Source organism: Deinococcus metalli, assembly GCF_014201805.1.
Taxonomy (GTDB): Bacteria; Deinococcota; Deinococci; order Deinococcales; family Deinococcaceae; genus Deinococcus; species Deinococcus metalli.
The window spans coordinates 71,414-87,337 of the sequence record NZ_JACHFK010000014.1 but is presented as its reverse complement, the minus strand read 5'-3'; the positions used below and the strand labels follow the sequence as shown (position 1 = coordinate 87,337).

Here is a 15,924-nt window from a genome sequence, read left to right as displayed (position 1 = left end):
GCTGATGCCTATACCTGGGCTTAACCCGGAGAGGTGATGGTGCGCCAGCGCTGAGTGCGCCGGAGGCCCCATGAACGAGACCCTGCCCATCTGCTCCCCCCAGGTTCAGCCGCCCCCTCCCACAGGACGTGCCCGGTGACCTCCGCCCTCAGCGCCCAGGCCCCGTCGCTGCGCACCCTGATCAGCAAGGTGCCGGAGGTCACGGCCTTCTTCTGGAGCATCAAGGTGCTCGCCACCACCGTCGGTGAAACCGCTGCCGACGACCTCAACACCACCCTCAAGCTCGGTCTGAGCGGCACCACCCTGGTCATGGGCGCCCTCCTGATCGCCGTCCTCATCGCACAGTTCCGCTCCACCCGCTACGTTCCCGGCATCTACTGGACGGCCATCGTGCTGATCAGCGTGGTCGGCACCCTGATCACCGACAACCTGACCGACAACCTGGGCGTCAGCCTGTGGACGAGCAGCGCCATCTTCGCCGTGGCCCTGGCGCTCACCTTCTTCGCGTGGTGGCGGCGCGAGGGCACCCTGTCGATCCACTCGATCTTCACGGCGCGGCGCGAAGCCTTCTACTGGCTGGCGGTGCTGTTCACCTTCGCCCTGGGCACCGCGACCGGCGACCTGGTGGCCGAGCAGTTGCAACTCGGGTACTTCGTATCGGTGGGGCTGTTCGCCGGCCTGATCGTCCTCGCGGCCCTGGCCCACGTTTACCTGAAACTCGACGGCATCCTGACGTTCTGGATCGTGTACATCCTGACCCGGCCGCTGGGCGCGTCCATCGGCGACTCGCTGTCGCAGGCGAAGGCCGATGGCGGGCTGGGCCTGGGCACCACGGCCACCAGCGGGATCTTCCTGCTGGCCATCCTGGGCGTCGTGAGCTACCTCGCCGTGACGCGCCGCGATCAGGTGGCGCTCGCGCCGACAGACATCGAAGCGGCCTGAGCATGGGCTCAGGTGGGGATTCCGGTCACCCTCACGAGGAACCCGGATCCCCCACTTCGCGGGTATACCGACCCTTTACCTGCGCTGCTTAAGCTCCAGCCATGTTCGATCTCCCGCACCTGATCCAGAGTGTTTCCTACGCCGGCATCTTCGGCATGGTCTTCGCCGAGTCCGGCCTGCTGGCCGGCTTTTTCCTGCCCGGCGACAGCCTGCTGATCACGGCGGGCCTGCTCGCCAAACAGGGCACGCTGAACCTGCCGGGACTGATGCTTGCTGTGGCCGCTGGCGCCATCCTGGGAGACAGTGTCGGGTACGCCATCGGCCGGAGGTTCGGTCCAGGCGTCTTCAACCGTCCGGACAGTCGTCTGCTGCGGCCCGAGTACGTGCAGCGCACTCAGGCGTTCTTCGACCGGCATGGGAGTCGGGCGCTGATTCTGGCGCGCTTCGTGCCGGTGGTGCGCACCATCGCCCCGACCATGGCCGGGGTAGGTGGCATGTCCTACCCGAAGTTCCTGACCTACAACGTGATCGGGGGCCTGCTGTGGGCATTGAGTGTGCCGCTGCTCGGGTACGCGTTGGGTGGCCTGATTCCCAACCTCGACCGGTACATCCTGCTGCTCGTCGGCGTGGTGGTGCTGCTGAGCTTCATTCCCGTGGCCCTGGAAGTGCGCCGGGTCCGGGCGACCGCCAAGTAAGCGGGCAAAGCGTCATGGCGAGGGGCAGCCGATTCCTGCTGCCCCTCGTGGCGCTGTTTGCACGCTCCACGTTCTGGCGTGGTCTTTACCGCACCTCAACATCCCGGCTTTACGGTCACGGTGGAGGTTCACCATGAGCAAGTTCCTGCACACCACCGCGCTGCTCCTGACAGCGGCCCTGGTTCCCCTCGCCGCCCAGGCGCAGACGTCCACCCAGGTCGCCCCGGAAACCCACCCAGTCGGCGACATTCCCGACAATCAGGCCTTCGTGCGCTACGAGGGCGCGGCCGGCGGGTACTCGCTGGAGGTGCCGGAGGGCTGGGCCCGCGCCGTGAGCGGCACGCACGTGACCTTCACGTCCAAACTCGGTGCGGTGGAGGTCTGGACGACCGATACCACCGGGATACCCACGCTGGCCAGCGTGAGGGCGACAGAAGTGACGGCCCTGGCGAAGACCGTCGCAAACCTCAAGGTCACCTCCGTAAAGGCGGTGACGCTGCCGTCCGGGCCGGCCATCCGGGCGAGCTTCACGTCCACCGGGCCGGTGAACGCCGTGACCGGCCGCGCCCCGGCACTGGAGAACGAGCTGTATGTGCTCTCGCACGCTGGGAAACGGGTGCTGCTGCGGTTCTCCGCCCCGCTGGGCTCGGACAATGTGGACGCCTGGAAGCAGATGTCCGACTCGCTGCGCTGGCGGTGAGCGGGATGACCCTCTTGAGCGCGACCGATCTGTACCGCTTCTACCACGTGGGGGACGATGAAACCCGTGCCCTGCGCGGCGTGAGCCTGGAGCTGCGACCGGGCGAACTGACCGTGCTGCTGGGTTCTTCCGGCAGTGGGAAGAGCACCCTGCTGGCCTGCCTGGCCGGCCTGGACGACCCGGATGGGGGGCGGATCGAGGTCGGTGGAGAACGACTCTCACGGCAACCGGAGGCGCACCGGGCCCGGCTGCGCGCCGCGCACCTGGGCGTGATGCTGCAGAGCGGCAACCTGATCCCCCACCTGACGGTGCTGGACAACGCCCTGGTGACGGGCACGCTGCTCGGGCGGCCTGACACCGCGCGGGCGCATGCCCTGCTCGGTCAGGTGGGGCTGGGACAGCGTCTGCACGCCTACCCTTCCCAGCTGTCTGGTGGGGAGACGGCGCGGGCCGCGCTGGTCGCCGCCCTGGCGCACGGCCCCCAGATCCTGTTGGCCGATGAGCCGACCGCTGAGGTGGACGCCGCAACCGAAGGCTGGATGACCGACGTGATCGGCGAGTTCGTGCACACCCAGGGCCGCGCCGCGTTGATCGCCACGCACAGCCTCCGCCTGGCCGGGCGGGCCGACCGGGTGCTGCACCTGAAAGATGGACGGTGGACGGATGCGTGACGTGATCGAGCGGCACGCCGAGCAGACCGCCCGCCTGGCCCCGGCCCTGGTCTGCGGCCAGGATCTGACGCGAGACTTTCAGGTGGATCTCCAGACCGTCCACGCCCTCCACAGCGTCTCCGTCGAGGTGCAACCCGGCGACCGCATCGCGCTGCTGGGCACTTCAGGCAGTGGCAAGAGTACCCTCCTGCACCTGCTGGGCGCGCTCGATACCCCCACCTCGGGCACGCTGTCGTGGCCGGCTCTGGGGGCACCGGACACGCTGCGGCCCGGCCTGGTGTCCTTCGTGTTTCAGGCGCAAAGCCTGCTGCCGTCCCTGAGCGCGCTGGAGAACGTGGCCCTGCCGCTGATCCTGAACGGTCAGGACACCCAGAGCGCCCTGCATGAAGCTCAGGACTGGCTGGAGCGCGTGGATCTTGGGGCGCTGGCCGCACAGCTCCCCGAGGAATTGTCCGGTGGGCAGGCGCAACGGGTGGCGGTGGCCCGCGCCCTCGTCACGCGTCCGCGCCTGATCCTGGCCGATGAGCCGACCGGACAGCTGGACTCCGTGACCGCGCAGCACGTGATGGACGTGCTGCTGTCTGGCCTGAAGCCCGGCGCGGCGCTGGTGCTGGCCACGCATGATCCGGCGGTCGCGGCCCGTCTGACGTACACCTGGCATCTGCGCGATGGCCAGCTGGCACTGGTCACCCGCCGCCCCGGGAGCCGCGCATGACCGTCACGTGGCTGCGTGGTCTGCTCACCCGGCGACCGCTGCGCGTGTGGGGCACGGCTGCGGGCGTGGCCCTGACGACTGCCTTCCTGGCGCTGCTGCTGGCCTTCATCGCCACTGGCCGGGCGAACATGACCGCACGGGCGGCCGCGTCCGTCCCGGTGGACTGGCAGGTGCTGCTCGGCCCGCAGGGCAGCGTGCCAGCCGCAGCGAGGGCGATCCGCGCCGCGACGCCGGTGAAGACCCTCCTGCCCGTCGGGTATGCCGATGTGGCCGCCCTGAGCGCCGTCACCGGGCCCGCCGGGCAGGTGACCACCCAGACGACCGGGGCCGGCAAGGTGCTGGGCCTGCCGCCCGGCTACGTGGCCGCGTTCCCGGCTGAACTGCGCGCCCTGGTCGGAGCGACCCAGGGCGTCCTGGTCTCCCAGCAGACCGCCGCCAACCTGCACGCCGGGGTGGGAGACCGCGTCACGGTCACGCGCTACGGCGCGCCGCCGGTGGCCGTGACCGTTGCGGGCGTGGTCGACCTGCCGGCCGCCGACTCCCTGTTTCAGGCGGTCGGAGCACCGAAAGGACTCGCCCCGCAGGCCCCGCCAGACAATGTGCTGCTGGTGCCGCGCGCGCAGTTCGATCACCTGTTCGCGCCGCAACGCGCGGCGCGCCCCGACACTGTGCGGACTCAGCTGCACGTGCGCCTGGCCACGACCCTGCCGGCGGATCCCGGACAGGCCTTCGCGCTGGTCAGCCGCCTGGCCAACAACGTCGAGGCCCGCCTGGCCGGCTCAGCCGTGGTCGGGAATACCCTGGGGGCCACGCTGGACGGCGCCCGTGAGGGGGCCCTCTACGCGCAGGCGCTGTTCCTGTTCCTCGGCCTGCCGGGCGCGCTGCTGGCTGCAGCCCTCACGGTCACCGTCGCCGGAGCCAGCGGCACCCAGCGGGCGGGGGAGGCGGCCCTCCTGCGTGTGCGCGGCGCGGCGGAGGGGCTCATCCTGCGGCTCGGCGCGGGCGAGGCGCTGGTCGTCGCGGCGCTCGGCCTGCTGGCCGGACTGGGCGTGGCTGCGCTGCTCGCTCCAGCGCTGGCGGGCACGCCACTCACGGGGGCGTCGCTGCTGTGGCCCGGCCTGGTCGGTCTGCTGCTCGCGCTCGGGGCCGTGCTGCTGCCGACCCTGGGGGCCGTGCGCTCCTCCACCGTGGCCGCGCAGCGTCTGGCCGTGCGGCGCAGCCGCGTGCCCCTGTGGCAGCGGCTTTATGTGGACGCCATGCTGCTGATCCTGGCCGGCGTGGTGTTCTGGCGCAGCGCGGCGGGCGGGTACCAGCTCGTCCTCGCGCCGGAGGGCGTCACGCAGGCCAGCATTCAGAGCGAGGCGTTTCTGGCCCCGCTGGCCCTGTGGCTGGGCGGCACCCTGCTCGCCGTGCGGCTGCTGGGCCTGCTGCTGCGCCGGAACGTGCTTGGGCAGCTCCTGCGCCCCGTCAGCGGCCGGCTGTCCAGCATCGTCGCCGCCGCACTCGAACGCCAGGGCGGCGTGCTCTCACGCGGCACGGCGCTGGTGGCGCTGGCAGTGGCATTCGCCCTGTCCACCTCCATCTTCAATGCCACCTACAACGATCAGGCGCGGGTGGACGCCATTCTTACCAACGGGTCGGACGTCACGGTGACCGGCACGGCTGCCGGGCCTGCCGGGCCGCAGCTCTCGGCCCTGAAGGTTCTGCCGGGCGTCAGCGCCGCGCAGCCCCTGATCCACCGCTACGCCTATGTCGGGGCCGACCTGCAGGACATCTACGGCATCGACGCGGCGCACTTCACGGAGGTCAGCCACCTCTCGAACACCTACTTCAAGGATCTCGGTGCCCAGGCGGCACTCGTGAAACTCGCGGCCCGTCCTGACGCCCTGTTCGTGTCGCAGGAGACCGTCAACGACTACAACCTCTCGCTCGGCGACGCGGTGCGCCTGCGGCTCCTGAACGCCCGCACGCACCAGTACGCCGTGGTGCCCTTCACCTTCGTGGGCGTGGTGCGCGAGTTCCCCACCGCGCCCAAGGACTCCTTCCTGGTCACCAACGCCGCCTACCTCGCGCAGCAGACGGGCAACCCGGTGGCGGAGGTCGCGCTGCTGAAGGTGAGTGGCAACCCCCAGCAGGTTGTGGACGGGGCCCGCCGCCTCACCGCGAGTCTACCGGGCGTGCAGATCACAGATCTCGGCAGCGCCCGCACGCGGGTGTCGTCGGGGCTCACGGCCGTGAACCTCGCGGGCCTGTCCCGCATCGAACTGGGCTTCGCCGTGCTGCTCCTGGCCGGTGCGACCGGTCTGGTGCTCGCCCTGGGTCTCACCGAGCGCCGCCGTACCTTCACGGTGTTGGGCGCACTGGGGGCCACGTCCCGGCAGCTGGGGGCCTTCCTGAACGGCGAGGCGCTGGTGATCGTCGGCCTGGGCGGGGCCTTCGGCCTCGTGATCGGCCTGGGCGTCGCGCAGACGCTGATCAAACTGCTGCAGGGCGTGTTCGACCCGCCGCCCGAGGGCCTGCTGATGCCCTGGGTCTACCTGGGTCTGCTGCTGATCAGCGCGGTGGTATCCACCGGCGTGGCCGTGGTCGTGGCCCGGCGCGCGTCCGGACGCCGCGTCACGGAGGTGTTGCGCGCGTCGTGACCGGTGCAGCCATGGGGGGCAGGCGCAGGTCGTCTGGCCCCCATGGCGTGCTGGCCTTACCGTTCCTCCTGCCCTACTGGAACGGCTCCGGGCCACCCGGTGACGGTTCGTGCCTGCTCAGGGTGAAGGTGAACGTCCTGTCGTTCGTGGGCACCGGGCGGCTCGATCCGCACCGGTGCATGCTCGACGCCCCGGCCACGGCCTGCACTATTACCGGCAGGTCGGCTGGCGGCACCAGGGTGACCGAGTGAACGGTGAGGGTGTGTCTGCCACTGGTCACGCTCCACACCTGCCGGACGCGATGGCCGACACGACCGTGATGAGCAGGCCGCGGCCGGGTGCTGGCATGGGAGCCGTACGCGTGGTCGTGCTCAGCCACGCGGCACCGTGATGAGAGGCAGCGTGGGTGCAGTCCGCGTCCGTCTGCCCACCTGTCGGGCATGTCCTCGAGTGTCCGGGCAGCCGGCGCGCGTCACCCCACACGCGCTCTTTACTTTTGCTGTCCAGGCCTTTACCGCGCGTTTCTATGGTGAACGCGTCGGAGTCAGCCGCCGCTCCGATCCCTGAGTCCCAGGCGGCCGAAGGATGGAACCCATGAACATCAAACTCAAGTTGATCGCCGCCTCCCTCACCACCGCCGTTGCCGTGCTCGGCGTCACCCAGATCGCCGGTGCGCAGAAGGCCGCGACGGCCACGCCTGCGACCGTGACGGCGCAGGCCAGCACCCAGGACAGCGCCCTGGATACGCCGGAAGCCGGCGACAGCGCTGACGTGGCCGGCGCGACCGATACCGCCGAAGTCGGCGACACGCCGGACGCGGCGGGGGACACGGAGACGGCGGACGGCGCTGAAACCGGCGAGACGGCCGACGCCGCCGAACCGGCAGGTGCCGACACGGACAACGTGCAGCAGGGCGACCAGAGCGGCCCCGAGACGCCCGACGTGGCCGGCGCGACCAGCAAGTAACCCCCTCTCGGAGAGGAGCGGCACAGATGATCTGTGCCGCTCCTCCTTTGCCGGCCCTTTACCCGCCACGCCTACGGTGGGGGCATGCTCTTCAGTGTGCTGCCTTGTCCGGAGGTTCGCCATTCGGCTCCTGCTCGTCGAGGATGATCCGCGCGTCGCGGCCCTGGTCACCGAGGGGCTGGGCGAGGACGGCCTGACGGTGGATCACGCGCCGGACGCCGTGACCGCCGAGGGCCTGTGCGCGCTGCGGGACTTCGACCTGCTGATTGTGGACGTCATGCTGCCTGAGGGATCCGAAGCCGGTTTCACCCTGGCGCGCACGCTGCGTGCCCGGCGCGACCGGACGCCCATCCTGTTCCTGACCGCGCGGGGCGACCTCGACTCCCGCGTGACGGGTCTCGACACCGGCGGGGACGATTACCTGACCAAACCCTTCGAGTTCCGGGAACTGCGGGCCCGCATCCGCGCGCTGGTGCGGCGATCCGTGGGCGAGGCGAGCAACACCCTGCCGCTGCCGCTGGGCTACCGGCTCGACCTCGCCGGGCATCAGGTGCTGCGCGATGGTCAGCCGGTGGCCCTGACGCCGCGTGAGTACGCGCTGGTGGAGTGCCTGGCCCTCAGTCCCGGCCGGGCGTATGCGCGGGACAGCCTGATCGAGCGGGTGTGGCCGGAGGACAGCGCGGTGGACACCAAGGTGGTGGACGTGTTCGTGTCCACGGTCAGGCGCAAGCTGGGCGACAGTGTGATCGAAACGGTGCGTGGCCTGGGCTACCGGCTGGGGCCGTTGCCGCAGGACGTCCGGGCGTGAGCCTGCGCTGGCGCCTGACGCTGTACTCCGCGCTGGTCAGCACGGTCATCGTGCTGCTGAGCGCCCTGCTGATCTTCATAAGCCTGCGGAGCAGCCTGAACGCGGGCCTGGACGCCTCACTGCGCGAGGGCGCGACTGTGGCCGCCACGCAGCTCGCTGGGGACGCGGGTTCACCCATCGGCGGTGACGCGGCCGGCGCGCATGTGCAGGGCCAGTTGCCCGGCTTCACGGCCCTGCGCGTGTACAGCCCGTCTGGCGGGCTGGTCGATCAGCTCGGCGTGGCCCGCACCCGCGCGCCCCTGCAGGCGGGGTACGTGACGGTCGGCGTGGAACGCACCTTCACGCTGCGGCTGCCGGCCGGCGGCTGGGTGCAGGCCACCCGCTCGGAGGCCGAGCTGCGCACCACCCTGAGCCGCAGCGTGCGCTTCCTGACGCTGGGGCTGCTGCCCCTGCTGCTGTTCGGGGTCGTGGCCGGGTACCTGCTCGCCGACCGGGCGCTGCGCCCCGTGGATGAGGTCGCGCGTCTCGCGGCGTCGATTGCCGCGTCCGGCCGTTACGGGGAACGCCTGCCCCCCGTGCCCGGGCAGGACGAGATGGCGCGGCTCACCTCCACTGTGAACGCGATGCTCGAGCGTTTGGGGAGCACCATCGAGCGTGAGAAGGCGTTCGCGCTGGCCGCCGCACACGAACTGCGCACGCCGCTGACGGTCCTCCAGGGTCGCGCGGATCTCAGCCTGGAACGACCCCGGTCGCCCGAGCAGTATGTCAGCAGCCTGCGCACCGTCCGGGAGAGCGCCGCCGAGATGCTGGGCGCCATTGAGAGCCTGCTGGCCCTCGCGCGCAGCAACGGACAGACCCGTCTGCAGCCCGTCGATCTTGCGGAGGTCATCACGCAGGTCGTGGCGGCCCAATGGCCTGCCGCCTCCGCCCGAGGTCAGCGCATCCACCTGGTGCCTCTCAGCGTGGTCGTGCTGGCCGATGCGGGCGCTCTCGAACTCGCTGTCAGCAACCTGCTGCGCAACGCCCTGACCTATGGCCGTGACGGGGGCGAGGTCTGGGTAGAAACGGCACACACTGGAACCGGTGCTCGGGTCGAGGTACGTGACGATGGCCCTGGCCTGCTGCCGGCTGACCTGGAACGGGTCGTGCAGCCCTTTCAGCGGGGCCGGGATCAGCAGGCGGTGCGCGGAGCCGGGCTGGGCCTCGCGCTGGTCAGTGCCGTTGCCGAGCAGCACGGTGCCGCCTTCACCCTTGGCACTCGACCGGGTGGCGGCCTGGTAGCGTGTCTGACATTTCCACCAGTTCGCGCGGCGATGAATATCCAGGCCAGGTGATGAGCTGACGAGAGTACAAGGCCAGACGCATCAGACGTGCCCGGCGATCACCGGCCAGTCCCCATCGGTTGTCAAGGGAGTAGGTGGCGGGTACCTGCTGCTGCTGTGGAGCTTCACACACCGAGATGACGTGGAATGGTCAGTCCACGCTCTCGGCGTCGGCGAGGGAACACAGTCCTTCCCTGAGGGAATGCAGGAATCTCAGCCACAGCATAAGGAACCGGAGTGCCGTGCCCTCTGACGCTGCCCCAGGTGTCACCACAGGGCGGGCGCGGGACAGACCAGCACCGACCCCCCAGCGGCGCCGAGCACCGAGTCGACGGTCGCGGTGTGCCACGGCCAGGCCGGTGGCCAGTGGGTGCCCAGGATCAGCAGCGTGTCCGGCCCGGTTGCCCTGGTCAGGTGTGGCGCCGCCGGGCCAACACAGTGCTGCTCCGTGGTCGGGGCCCGGCCGAGCACCGCGAGACGGTCGTGGGTGGCCGCCAGATCAAGGGTGCCGGGCCGTGGCAGCCCGTGGGGCGTGATCAGGTCCAGGTGCAGCGGCAGCGACCAGTTGAGGGCGAGACTGGCGGCCACCATCAGCGCTTCCTGTGCATGTGGATCGCCGTCGTACGCCACGGTCAGGTGGGTGGGCGGCACGCTGGCGGGGTGGCTCACCCAGACCATGATGGGACTCGCGTGAAGCAGCGCTGCCGGCAGCGTTGACCGTCCCGGTCGTTCAGGTGAAGAACCGAACTGTGGTAGCCAGATGGCATCGATGGCTGAGTCCTGCAGGGCGGAGCGCAGGGTTCCGGAGGTGAGGTCGGATTTCGTGCAGGACTGGTAGTTGACCTGCCACGCATCGCAGCGAACGGCGAAATCATGGAGGAGGGGGTCGTTCTGTTCCCCCCGGTCTGCCGGGACTCCTGCGGGTTCAGTGGTTTTCAGCACGGAGATGGGCTGCCCCACCACCGTGAAATGTCGCTGGGCCGCCACGGCCAGGGCGCCATTGAGGGCGCCCTGACTCGCTGGGCTGTCGTCGAGGGGGACGAGCAGGGTCTGGATCATGGAAACCTCGTGCTTTTAACATTCAGGAGAGCGGAGCGTCGCGTGGGCGTCACTCTTCACCACCTTCCAGCGCTCAGTGGCGTGGGATACAGCAGCGCCGCCCCACGCCGCTGCGTGAAGAACCGCTCGGTGACGTCCGTGTGACGCGGTGCGCTGCCTGGAGTGGGAAAACGCCACCCCGTGATCAGCATGCTGTCGGGCGCGGTGGCCGCCACAAGCAGGGTCGTACGTTCCCCGCGCTGGAGCATGGCCGTTGCTGGCGTCACCCCCAGGGCCATGAGTCGCTCCGCCGCGGTGTCCAGGGTGTCGACACCGAGGTAGATGTCGTCATGGCGAGCGACGACCAGCAGCCGCAGCGGAACCGTCCAGGCGCGGCTGAGCCGGGCGGCGGCGGCCAGCAGACCGGCCGCCTGTGGTCGTCCATCCCAGGCCACCGTGAGGTGCGCCGGCACCGCCTGAGGGTGGGTGATCCAGAGGGGGACGTGGCTGGGCCAGCGGCCGGGCCAGAGACCGTTTGGGGTGTTCAACGGGCCGGCCCACACGTCGTCAGTTAGCCAGACGGCGTCGACGTCAAGCGCCGTAGACGCCAGTCCCTCACCCGATGCGTCTAACGTGCTGAAGGGTACGCCTGTCGCCGCGCAACAGGTCGCGAAGTCGTGGAGTTGGGCAGATGCCGCGCCAGGTTGGGATTCCGGGGTTCCCCTCTCGGGCGCGAGCCTCATGCTGATCGCCGGATCTGTCGACGGGATCGCCATGCCGTACAGTGTGAGTTCACGCTGGAGGGCGAGCGTCAAGAGCTGATCAAGTCCCGCGGCACAGTGGCGGGAGCCGGTGAGGGGCACCAACAGGCTGGTAGGCCCATGATCCAGCGAGGAGGATGCGGTACTGGGACGGTGGGCGAGGTGGGGGGTCATACCGTACCGTGCGCCCGGAAGTTAACAGGGCTGTAGAACCATTGGGTTCCAGGCAGCTGGATTACCTCGCTTCGCCTGAATGGGGCTGGAACTGTGCCCATGGTGGTCGTCGATGAGATCCCAGCGCTCCAGGGTGAGCACCGGAGGAGATGGTGCCGTTCCCCATGGACGGCTGGGCTCCCGCTGTGCTCCAGACGGGCGTGGCGCGATTTGTATGGCATCTCAGGAACCGCTGCCGGTCAGGCGCAGACTGATGCCGAAGGCCGGGCGTCCGCTCAACCATCGGGCATGCGCCGCGATCGCTGCCCCCCGGACATTCGGTCGCGGCTGGAGGTGGATGCCCGCCGCGCCGGTCAGGCCGATGCTGTACAGCGTGCCCAGGATGTCCGCGCGTCCGGCGATGTCCACGCCGCCTGCGCGCCAGTGGTCGGTGGTGGCGCGCAGGCACGCGGCGACCAGGGTAGGGGCGAGCGCGTCGTCCAGCAGCATGGCCAGCTTCGCATCCAGGCTGGCGGGCACCGGCAGGTAGCCGCGCTCGCCGAGCCAGGTCAGGGTGGCAACCTTCATCTGTGCGTGGCCCAGGCTGAACGACTCGACCGGACGCCCGCATGCGCGCTCGACCTGTTCCACCAGCCAGTAACGGGCGCGGGCGGGCAGGGTGCGGGTCACGCGCATCACGCGGTCCTGCACCCGGTCGGCCAGGTCGAGGCGTACGCGCTCGTCGGCGAGGACACTCGCCACCAGGGCCGCGGAAACGTCGAACTGATCGGCCGCTGCGTGGACTGCGGTGAGGGCTGGCCGGTCGAAGGTGACCTGACGTAATCGGAGGTGGCTCCAGGAGCTCGGCTGGGGGAACGTGTTCATGCCCTCAGGGTGCGCGGGGCGGGTTAACGGTCGGTATATTCGGCTCAGCTGGAGGGCCGGCCTGGACGCGCTGACGCCTGCCAACGAGACATTTCCCGAACCACGCGCTCACGGCGATGACGGCCACGACGATCACGAGTTCCCGGCCCCAGCGCGCCACCTGGGGGAGCAGGGCAGGCCCGACCTTCCAGAGCAGGGTCTGCCACACGCCCACGTGCACTCCCGCGCCGAGCAGGCTGAGGGCCGCGTAGCGGGCCAGGGGGTACCCGCTGGTGCCGGCGACCACAGTGACCGGCGTACGCAGGCTGCCCAGGCTGCGGCTGACGACGATCAGCCCGGGCCCGGAGCGGGCCAGCAGGCTGGCCGTGCGTTCACCCGCCACCCGCGCCCGCCACGCGTCGGGGAGCCAGCGCGCGCCCCAGCGCCACGTGGCATAGCCAAGCAGGCTGCCCGTCCAGTTGCCGAGCACGCCCCACGTGATCGCCGCCGCGAGGGTGGTCTGCCCGGCGTGGATCATGCGGCCCTGCGCCAGCATCGGCAGCACCCCGGGAATGCCTGGAATGCCGGCCCCCTCCAGCGCGAGCAGCGCGGCGGTGGCGGCATTCAGCACGGTCGGGTCGAGGTTGCCGACCCACGCAAAGAGGGTCACCGGGTCAGGGCGCCGGCCGTGCCCACGATGTACCCCTTCTCCCCGGCGACCTTGAGCAGGTCGGGCAGGGCGGCCAGCCCGTCGGGGGCGTTGTCGTGCAGCAGGATGATCCCGCCGGGACGGAGGTTGCGGGCGAAGCGGGCTTCCACGGTCTCGACACCGGGGTTCTGGAAGTCGCCGGGATCGTCCGTCCAGAACACGGTGGTCAGGCCCAGATTCCGGGTGATCTTCAGCACGCGGGCGGAATACTCGCCCCCGGGCGGACGGAAGAAGCGCACCGGCTGGCCGGTCAACCGGGTGAGCAGGTCGGTGGTGCGCTGCAGTTCGGCGGTGATCTGCGCGTCGCTGAGGTTCGGGAGCCGGACGTGATGGTACGTATGGTTGCCGAGCTCGTGGCCGGCTTGGACGATGTCCCGCACAAAGTACGGGTACGCTTCAGCGTTGCGGCCGATCACGAAGAACGTCGCGTGCGCCCCGGCCCGCCTCAGCGTGTCGAGCACCAGCGGAAAGTACAGCGGATGAGGCGCGTCGTCGAAGGTCAGGGCCACTCGCCGCTGGGTGGGAGTGCCCTTGAACAGCAGACCCCCGGGACGCACGCCACCGCCGGCCAGGCCCAGCGCCTGCTCCAGCTGCTGACGGAGCAGGTCGGCCTGGGTGCCGATGAACACTGGGACGCGCTCGAGTTCCTGCAGGGGCGTGATCTCACGTTCGGGTGGCGCGCCACCCTGTACCCAGAGCCGGTCATAGGTGCCGGTCTGCACCTCCGCCTGAACCGTCGCGCGTCGGCTGGTCGGCACGGACAGCGTCAGGAGCGGCGGCGGGCCACCGAAGCCGCGATACGTCTGTGCACGGTAGACGCTGACGTCTACCTCGGCCAGGCCCGGATCGGCCTGGAAGGTGCGCTGGACGGCGGTGAGGGCCAGGGTCTGCAACTGCGCCGTGCTGAGCGCCGCGCGGGGCAGCACCAGGGCGTGGGCCACGCGGATGAAGCCATTGCTCAGCGTCTCCACCCGGTGCACGTCGGGCAGGGCGGGGTGCAGGGTCAGGGTGCGCAGCGCCACGGCGGGCCGGGTGCCCGGCGCCACCGGCTGCATCTGCCCTGGAGGTGAGATCCGGGGCACCAGTGCAGGCGTGACACCCTGGGCTCCCGCGAGGGTGCTGAGCAGCATGGGGATCAGGAGGGCAGAGCGGCGCATGCCGCCACCGTGGCCGCTGCCGGTAAAGGTGCGGTATACCCGCAGCAGGAGGCCAGGCTGTCGCCTCCGCGTCAGGTATACCGGCGCTTTACCTTCGCTGGACATCCTCGCGGTCATGCGCCTGTCCAGTCACTCCCCTACCCTCCGACCGGCCCCGGTGCTTCGCGTCCTGCTGGGCATCCTGCTGCCCCTCGTACTGGTCGGCGTGATCGCCGAGGACGTCCTCGAGAAGCAGCGCTTCGCCTTCGAGACCCCCCTCCTCACTTGGATCCATGACCACACGGGCCCGACCCTGACATCTGTGAGCCTGTTCCTGCATACCTTCGGTGGGCCGGTGCCCATGGGTGCGGTGTTCATGCTGATCGTCCTTGGGCTGTGGTTCATGCAGCGCCGCCCGCAGGCGCTCTTCGCGCTCCTGGGCCTAGGCAGCGCGGTGGGCATCGCCTTTGGGATGAAGGTGCTGTTCCATCGGCCCCGGCCGGAACTGTGGACGCGGATGGTCAACGAGACTGGGCCGTCTTTTCCCAGTGGGCACACCACGGTCGCGGCGGCACTGGTGACCTTCCTGGTGCTGCTCGCGTGGCGCACACCGTGGCGCTGGCCCACGCTGATCGTGGGTGCCGCCTACGCCGCCCTGATGGGGTACTCGCGAATGGTGCTGGGCGTGCACTTCCCGACCGACGTTCTGGCTGGCTGGCTGACTGGCGTGGCCTGCGTGCTCGGCGCATACAGCGTCATGGGCCGGCGGATGCAGCCTGCCATGGTGCCGGCGATCAACACCCAGGACTGATCCGGTCACACACGTCATCCTGTCAGACCTCTGAAGGACGTGCCTGGGTGCACCCCAGCACGCAATGTCATGCCCGGCATGGTCAACCCTCGATTCTGACGAGCCACCATCCGCAGGGCTCACTGAGGGGCTCAGCGTCATCGAAACGGCAGATTTCGAGGGTCGCTGATCCGCATCGAAGGATCCAGACAGTTCGTGCCGGCTCCCCAGTCCACCAGCGGCCCACCGTGCGGACGAGGGTGGGCGTTTCTGTAACGTGGTAGGTGCGACCTCGCCAGGTCACGTCCTGTGGCGGGTCGTAGAGCCGCAACGGCTTGACGTCACATCGATCCATCAACGGGTTCATCGGCCCTCCCCATCGTGAATGAATCCCTGCAGTGGGCGGTCGGTTGACAGGTGGTCGCCCGGGCAAGGCCTGAGTTGACCGGGCGTGTGGCTACCCCGGAGATCAGCCCAGGTCAGGTGCCGGGCAGACCAGCACGGATCCCGCTGCGGCCTGCAGCACCACGTCCATGGTGGTGTCCCGCCAGGCCCACTGCCTGTCCTGTGGCCAGTGCGTACCCATAATCAGCAGCGTGTCTGGCCCGGTCGCCGAACTGAGAGCAGTTGCGGCCGAACCAACATACCGCTCGGCGGTGGTTGGGGCGCGACCAAGGGAGGCCAGCCGGTCACTGGTCTCGGCCAGACACAGGGCGCCGGGCGGAGGTACCTGTTGCGCTGTGATCAGCCGCAGGTGCAGCGGCAGAGACCAGCTCTGAGCGAGGCTGGCTGCCACCATCAGCGCCTCCTGTGTGTGCGGGTTGCCGTCATAGGCCACGGTCAGGTGGGTGGGAAGCACGCTGGCTGGGTGGCTCACCCAGACCATGACGGGACTCGCGTGCACCAGGGCCGCGAGTAGCGGGAGGGCCTCTGGGCGCCCAGTGGGAGGATCGACCTTCGGCAGCCATACAGCGTCGACGCCGGCCTCCTGAAGATGGGATCGTAGGGTTCC

16 protein-coding genes are annotated in these 15,924 nt (G+C 69.8%); 10 read left to right on the top strand and 6 right to left on the bottom strand.

What is annotated here, in order from left to right:
• Positions 1-135 precede the first annotated feature (135 nt).
• The 9 genes from HNQ07_RS20685 to HNQ07_RS20645 all read left to right on the top strand — a co-directional run bounded on the left by HNQ07_RS20685 (position 136) and on the right by HNQ07_RS20645 (position 9,473).
• Positions 136-942 (top strand): COG4705 family protein, encoded by an 807-nt coding sequence (locus HNQ07_RS20685; protein WP_184115342.1) that lies wholly within the window; start codon positions 136-138, stop codon positions 940-942.
• Positions 943-1,043: 101 nt separating this feature from the next.
• Positions 1,044-1,637, top strand: coding sequence for a DedA family protein (locus tag HNQ07_RS20680; protein ID WP_184115340.1), 594 nt, complete (start codon positions 1,044-1,046; stop codon positions 1,635-1,637).
• Between the two features lie 133 nt (positions 1,638-1,770).
• Positions 1,771-2,337, top strand: coding sequence for a hypothetical protein (locus tag HNQ07_RS20675; protein ID WP_184115338.1), 567 nt, complete (start codon positions 1,771-1,773; stop codon positions 2,335-2,337).
• A gap of 5 nt (positions 2,338-2,342) precedes the next feature.
• Positions 2,343-3,008: an ABC transporter ATP-binding protein gene (locus HNQ07_RS20670; RefSeq protein ID WP_184115336.1), complete on the top strand. Its 666-nt coding sequence runs from the start codon at positions 2,343-2,345 to the stop codon at positions 3,006-3,008.
• Positions 3,001-3,723 (top strand): ABC transporter ATP-binding protein, encoded by a 723-nt coding sequence (locus HNQ07_RS20665; protein ID WP_229832276.1) that lies wholly within the window; start codon positions 3,001-3,003, stop codon positions 3,721-3,723. The genes HNQ07_RS20670 and HNQ07_RS20665 overlap by 8 nt, the downstream gene beginning before the upstream one ends.
• Positions 3,720-6,365: an ABC transporter permease gene (locus tag HNQ07_RS20660; protein WP_184115332.1), complete on the top strand. Its 2,646-nt coding sequence runs from the start codon at positions 3,720-3,722 to the stop codon at positions 6,363-6,365. The genes HNQ07_RS20665 and HNQ07_RS20660 overlap by 4 nt, the downstream gene beginning before the upstream one ends.
• 594 nt (positions 6,366-6,959) lie before the next feature.
• Complete coding sequence (locus HNQ07_RS20655) at positions 6,960-7,331, top strand: hypothetical protein (RefSeq protein WP_184115330.1); 372 nt, start codon at positions 6,960-6,962, stop codon at positions 7,329-7,331.
• Between the two features lie 94 nt (positions 7,332-7,425).
• Positions 7,426-8,139, top strand: a complete 714-nt coding sequence (locus HNQ07_RS20650) for a response regulator transcription factor (RefSeq protein ID WP_229832274.1) — start codon at positions 7,426-7,428, stop codon at positions 8,137-8,139.
• A complete protein-coding gene (locus HNQ07_RS20645) occupies positions 8,136-9,473 on the top strand; it encodes a HAMP domain-containing sensor histidine kinase (protein WP_184115328.1) in 1,338 nt (445 codons plus the stop codon). The genes HNQ07_RS20650 and HNQ07_RS20645 overlap by 4 nt, the downstream gene beginning before the upstream one ends.
• A gap of 255 nt (positions 9,474-9,728) precedes the next feature.
• Here HNQ07_RS20645 and HNQ07_RS20640 read toward each other — a convergent pair whose 3' ends face one another.
• From HNQ07_RS20640 to HNQ07_RS20620, 5 genes are all read right to left on the bottom strand, one after another.
• Positions 9,729-10,520, bottom strand: coding sequence for an adenine nucleotide alpha hydrolase family protein (locus HNQ07_RS20640; protein WP_184115326.1), 792 nt, complete (start codon positions 10,518-10,520; stop codon positions 9,729-9,731).
• 56 nt (positions 10,521-10,576) lie between these two features.
• On the bottom strand, positions 10,577-11,275 hold the full coding sequence (locus HNQ07_RS20635; protein WP_184115323.1) for a hypothetical protein: 699 nt from the start codon (positions 11,273-11,275) through the stop codon (positions 10,577-10,579).
• 381 nt (positions 11,276-11,656) lie between these two features.
• A complete protein-coding gene (locus HNQ07_RS20630; RefSeq protein WP_184115321.1) occupies positions 11,657-12,298 on the bottom strand; it encodes a hypothetical protein in 642 nt (213 codons plus the stop codon).
• A gap of 4 nt (positions 12,299-12,302) precedes the next feature.
• Positions 12,303-12,947 (bottom strand): DedA family protein, encoded by a 645-nt coding sequence (locus HNQ07_RS20625; RefSeq protein ID WP_184115319.1) that lies wholly within the window; start codon positions 12,945-12,947, stop codon positions 12,303-12,305.
• Positions 12,944-14,143: a polysaccharide deacetylase family protein gene (locus HNQ07_RS20620; RefSeq protein WP_184115317.1), complete on the bottom strand. Its 1,200-nt coding sequence runs from the start codon at positions 14,141-14,143 to the stop codon at positions 12,944-12,946. The genes HNQ07_RS20625 and HNQ07_RS20620 overlap by 4 nt, the downstream gene beginning before the upstream one ends.
• Before the next feature lie 115 nt (positions 14,144-14,258).
• Between HNQ07_RS20620 and HNQ07_RS20615 the strand changes: the two genes are divergently transcribed.
• A complete protein-coding gene (locus HNQ07_RS20615) occupies positions 14,259-14,933 on the top strand; it encodes a phosphatase PAP2 family protein (protein WP_184115315.1) in 675 nt (224 codons plus the stop codon).
• Positions 14,934-15,381: 448 nt separating this feature from the next.
• Here HNQ07_RS20615 and HNQ07_RS20610 read toward each other — a convergent pair whose 3' ends face one another.
• The gene (locus HNQ07_RS20610; protein WP_184115314.1) at positions 15,382-15,771 is read right to left on the bottom strand and encodes a putative universal stress family protein; all 390 of its coding nucleotides are present in this window, start codon (positions 15,769-15,771) and stop codon (positions 15,382-15,384) included.
• Positions 15,772-15,924 lie beyond the last annotated feature (153 nt).

Excerpts from the sequence above, each read along its gene's own strand:
- HNQ07_RS20680 (WP_184115340.1), top strand. The coding sequence starts at position 1,044 with ATGTTCGATCTCCCGCACCTGATCCAGAGTGTTTCCTACGCCGGCATC.
- HNQ07_RS20675 (WP_184115338.1), top strand. The coding sequence starts at position 1,771 with ATGAGCAAGTTCCTGCACACCACCGCGCTGCTCCTGACAGCGGCCCTG.
- HNQ07_RS20670 (WP_184115336.1), top strand. The coding sequence starts at position 2,343 with ATGACCCTCTTGAGCGCGACCGATCTGTACCGCTTCTACCACGTGGGG.
- HNQ07_RS20665 (WP_229832276.1), top strand. The coding sequence starts at position 3,001 with ATGCGTGACGTGATCGAGCGGCACGCCGAGCAGACCGCCCGCCTGGCC.
- HNQ07_RS20660 (WP_184115332.1), top strand. The coding sequence starts at position 3,720 with ATGACCGTCACGTGGCTGCGTGGTCTGCTCACCCGGCGACCGCTGCGC.
- HNQ07_RS20655 (WP_184115330.1), top strand. The coding sequence starts at position 6,960 with ATGAACATCAAACTCAAGTTGATCGCCGCCTCCCTCACCACCGCCGTT.
- HNQ07_RS20640 (WP_184115326.1), bottom strand. The coding sequence starts at position 10,520 with ATGATCCAGACCCTGCTCGTCCCCCTCGACGACAGCCCAGCGAGTCAG.
- HNQ07_RS20635 (WP_184115323.1), bottom strand. The coding sequence starts at position 11,275 with ATGGCGATCCCGTCGACAGATCCGGCGATCAGCATGAGGCTCGCGCCC.
- HNQ07_RS20630 (WP_184115321.1), bottom strand. The coding sequence starts at position 12,298 with ATGAACACGTTCCCCCAGCCGAGCTCCTGGAGCCACCTCCGATTACGT.
- HNQ07_RS20620 (WP_184115317.1), bottom strand. The coding sequence starts at position 14,143 with ATGCGCCGCTCTGCCCTCCTGATCCCCATGCTGCTCAGCACCCTCGCG.
- HNQ07_RS20615 (WP_184115315.1), top strand. The coding sequence starts at position 14,259 with ATGCGCCTGTCCAGTCACTCCCCTACCCTCCGACCGGCCCCGGTGCTT.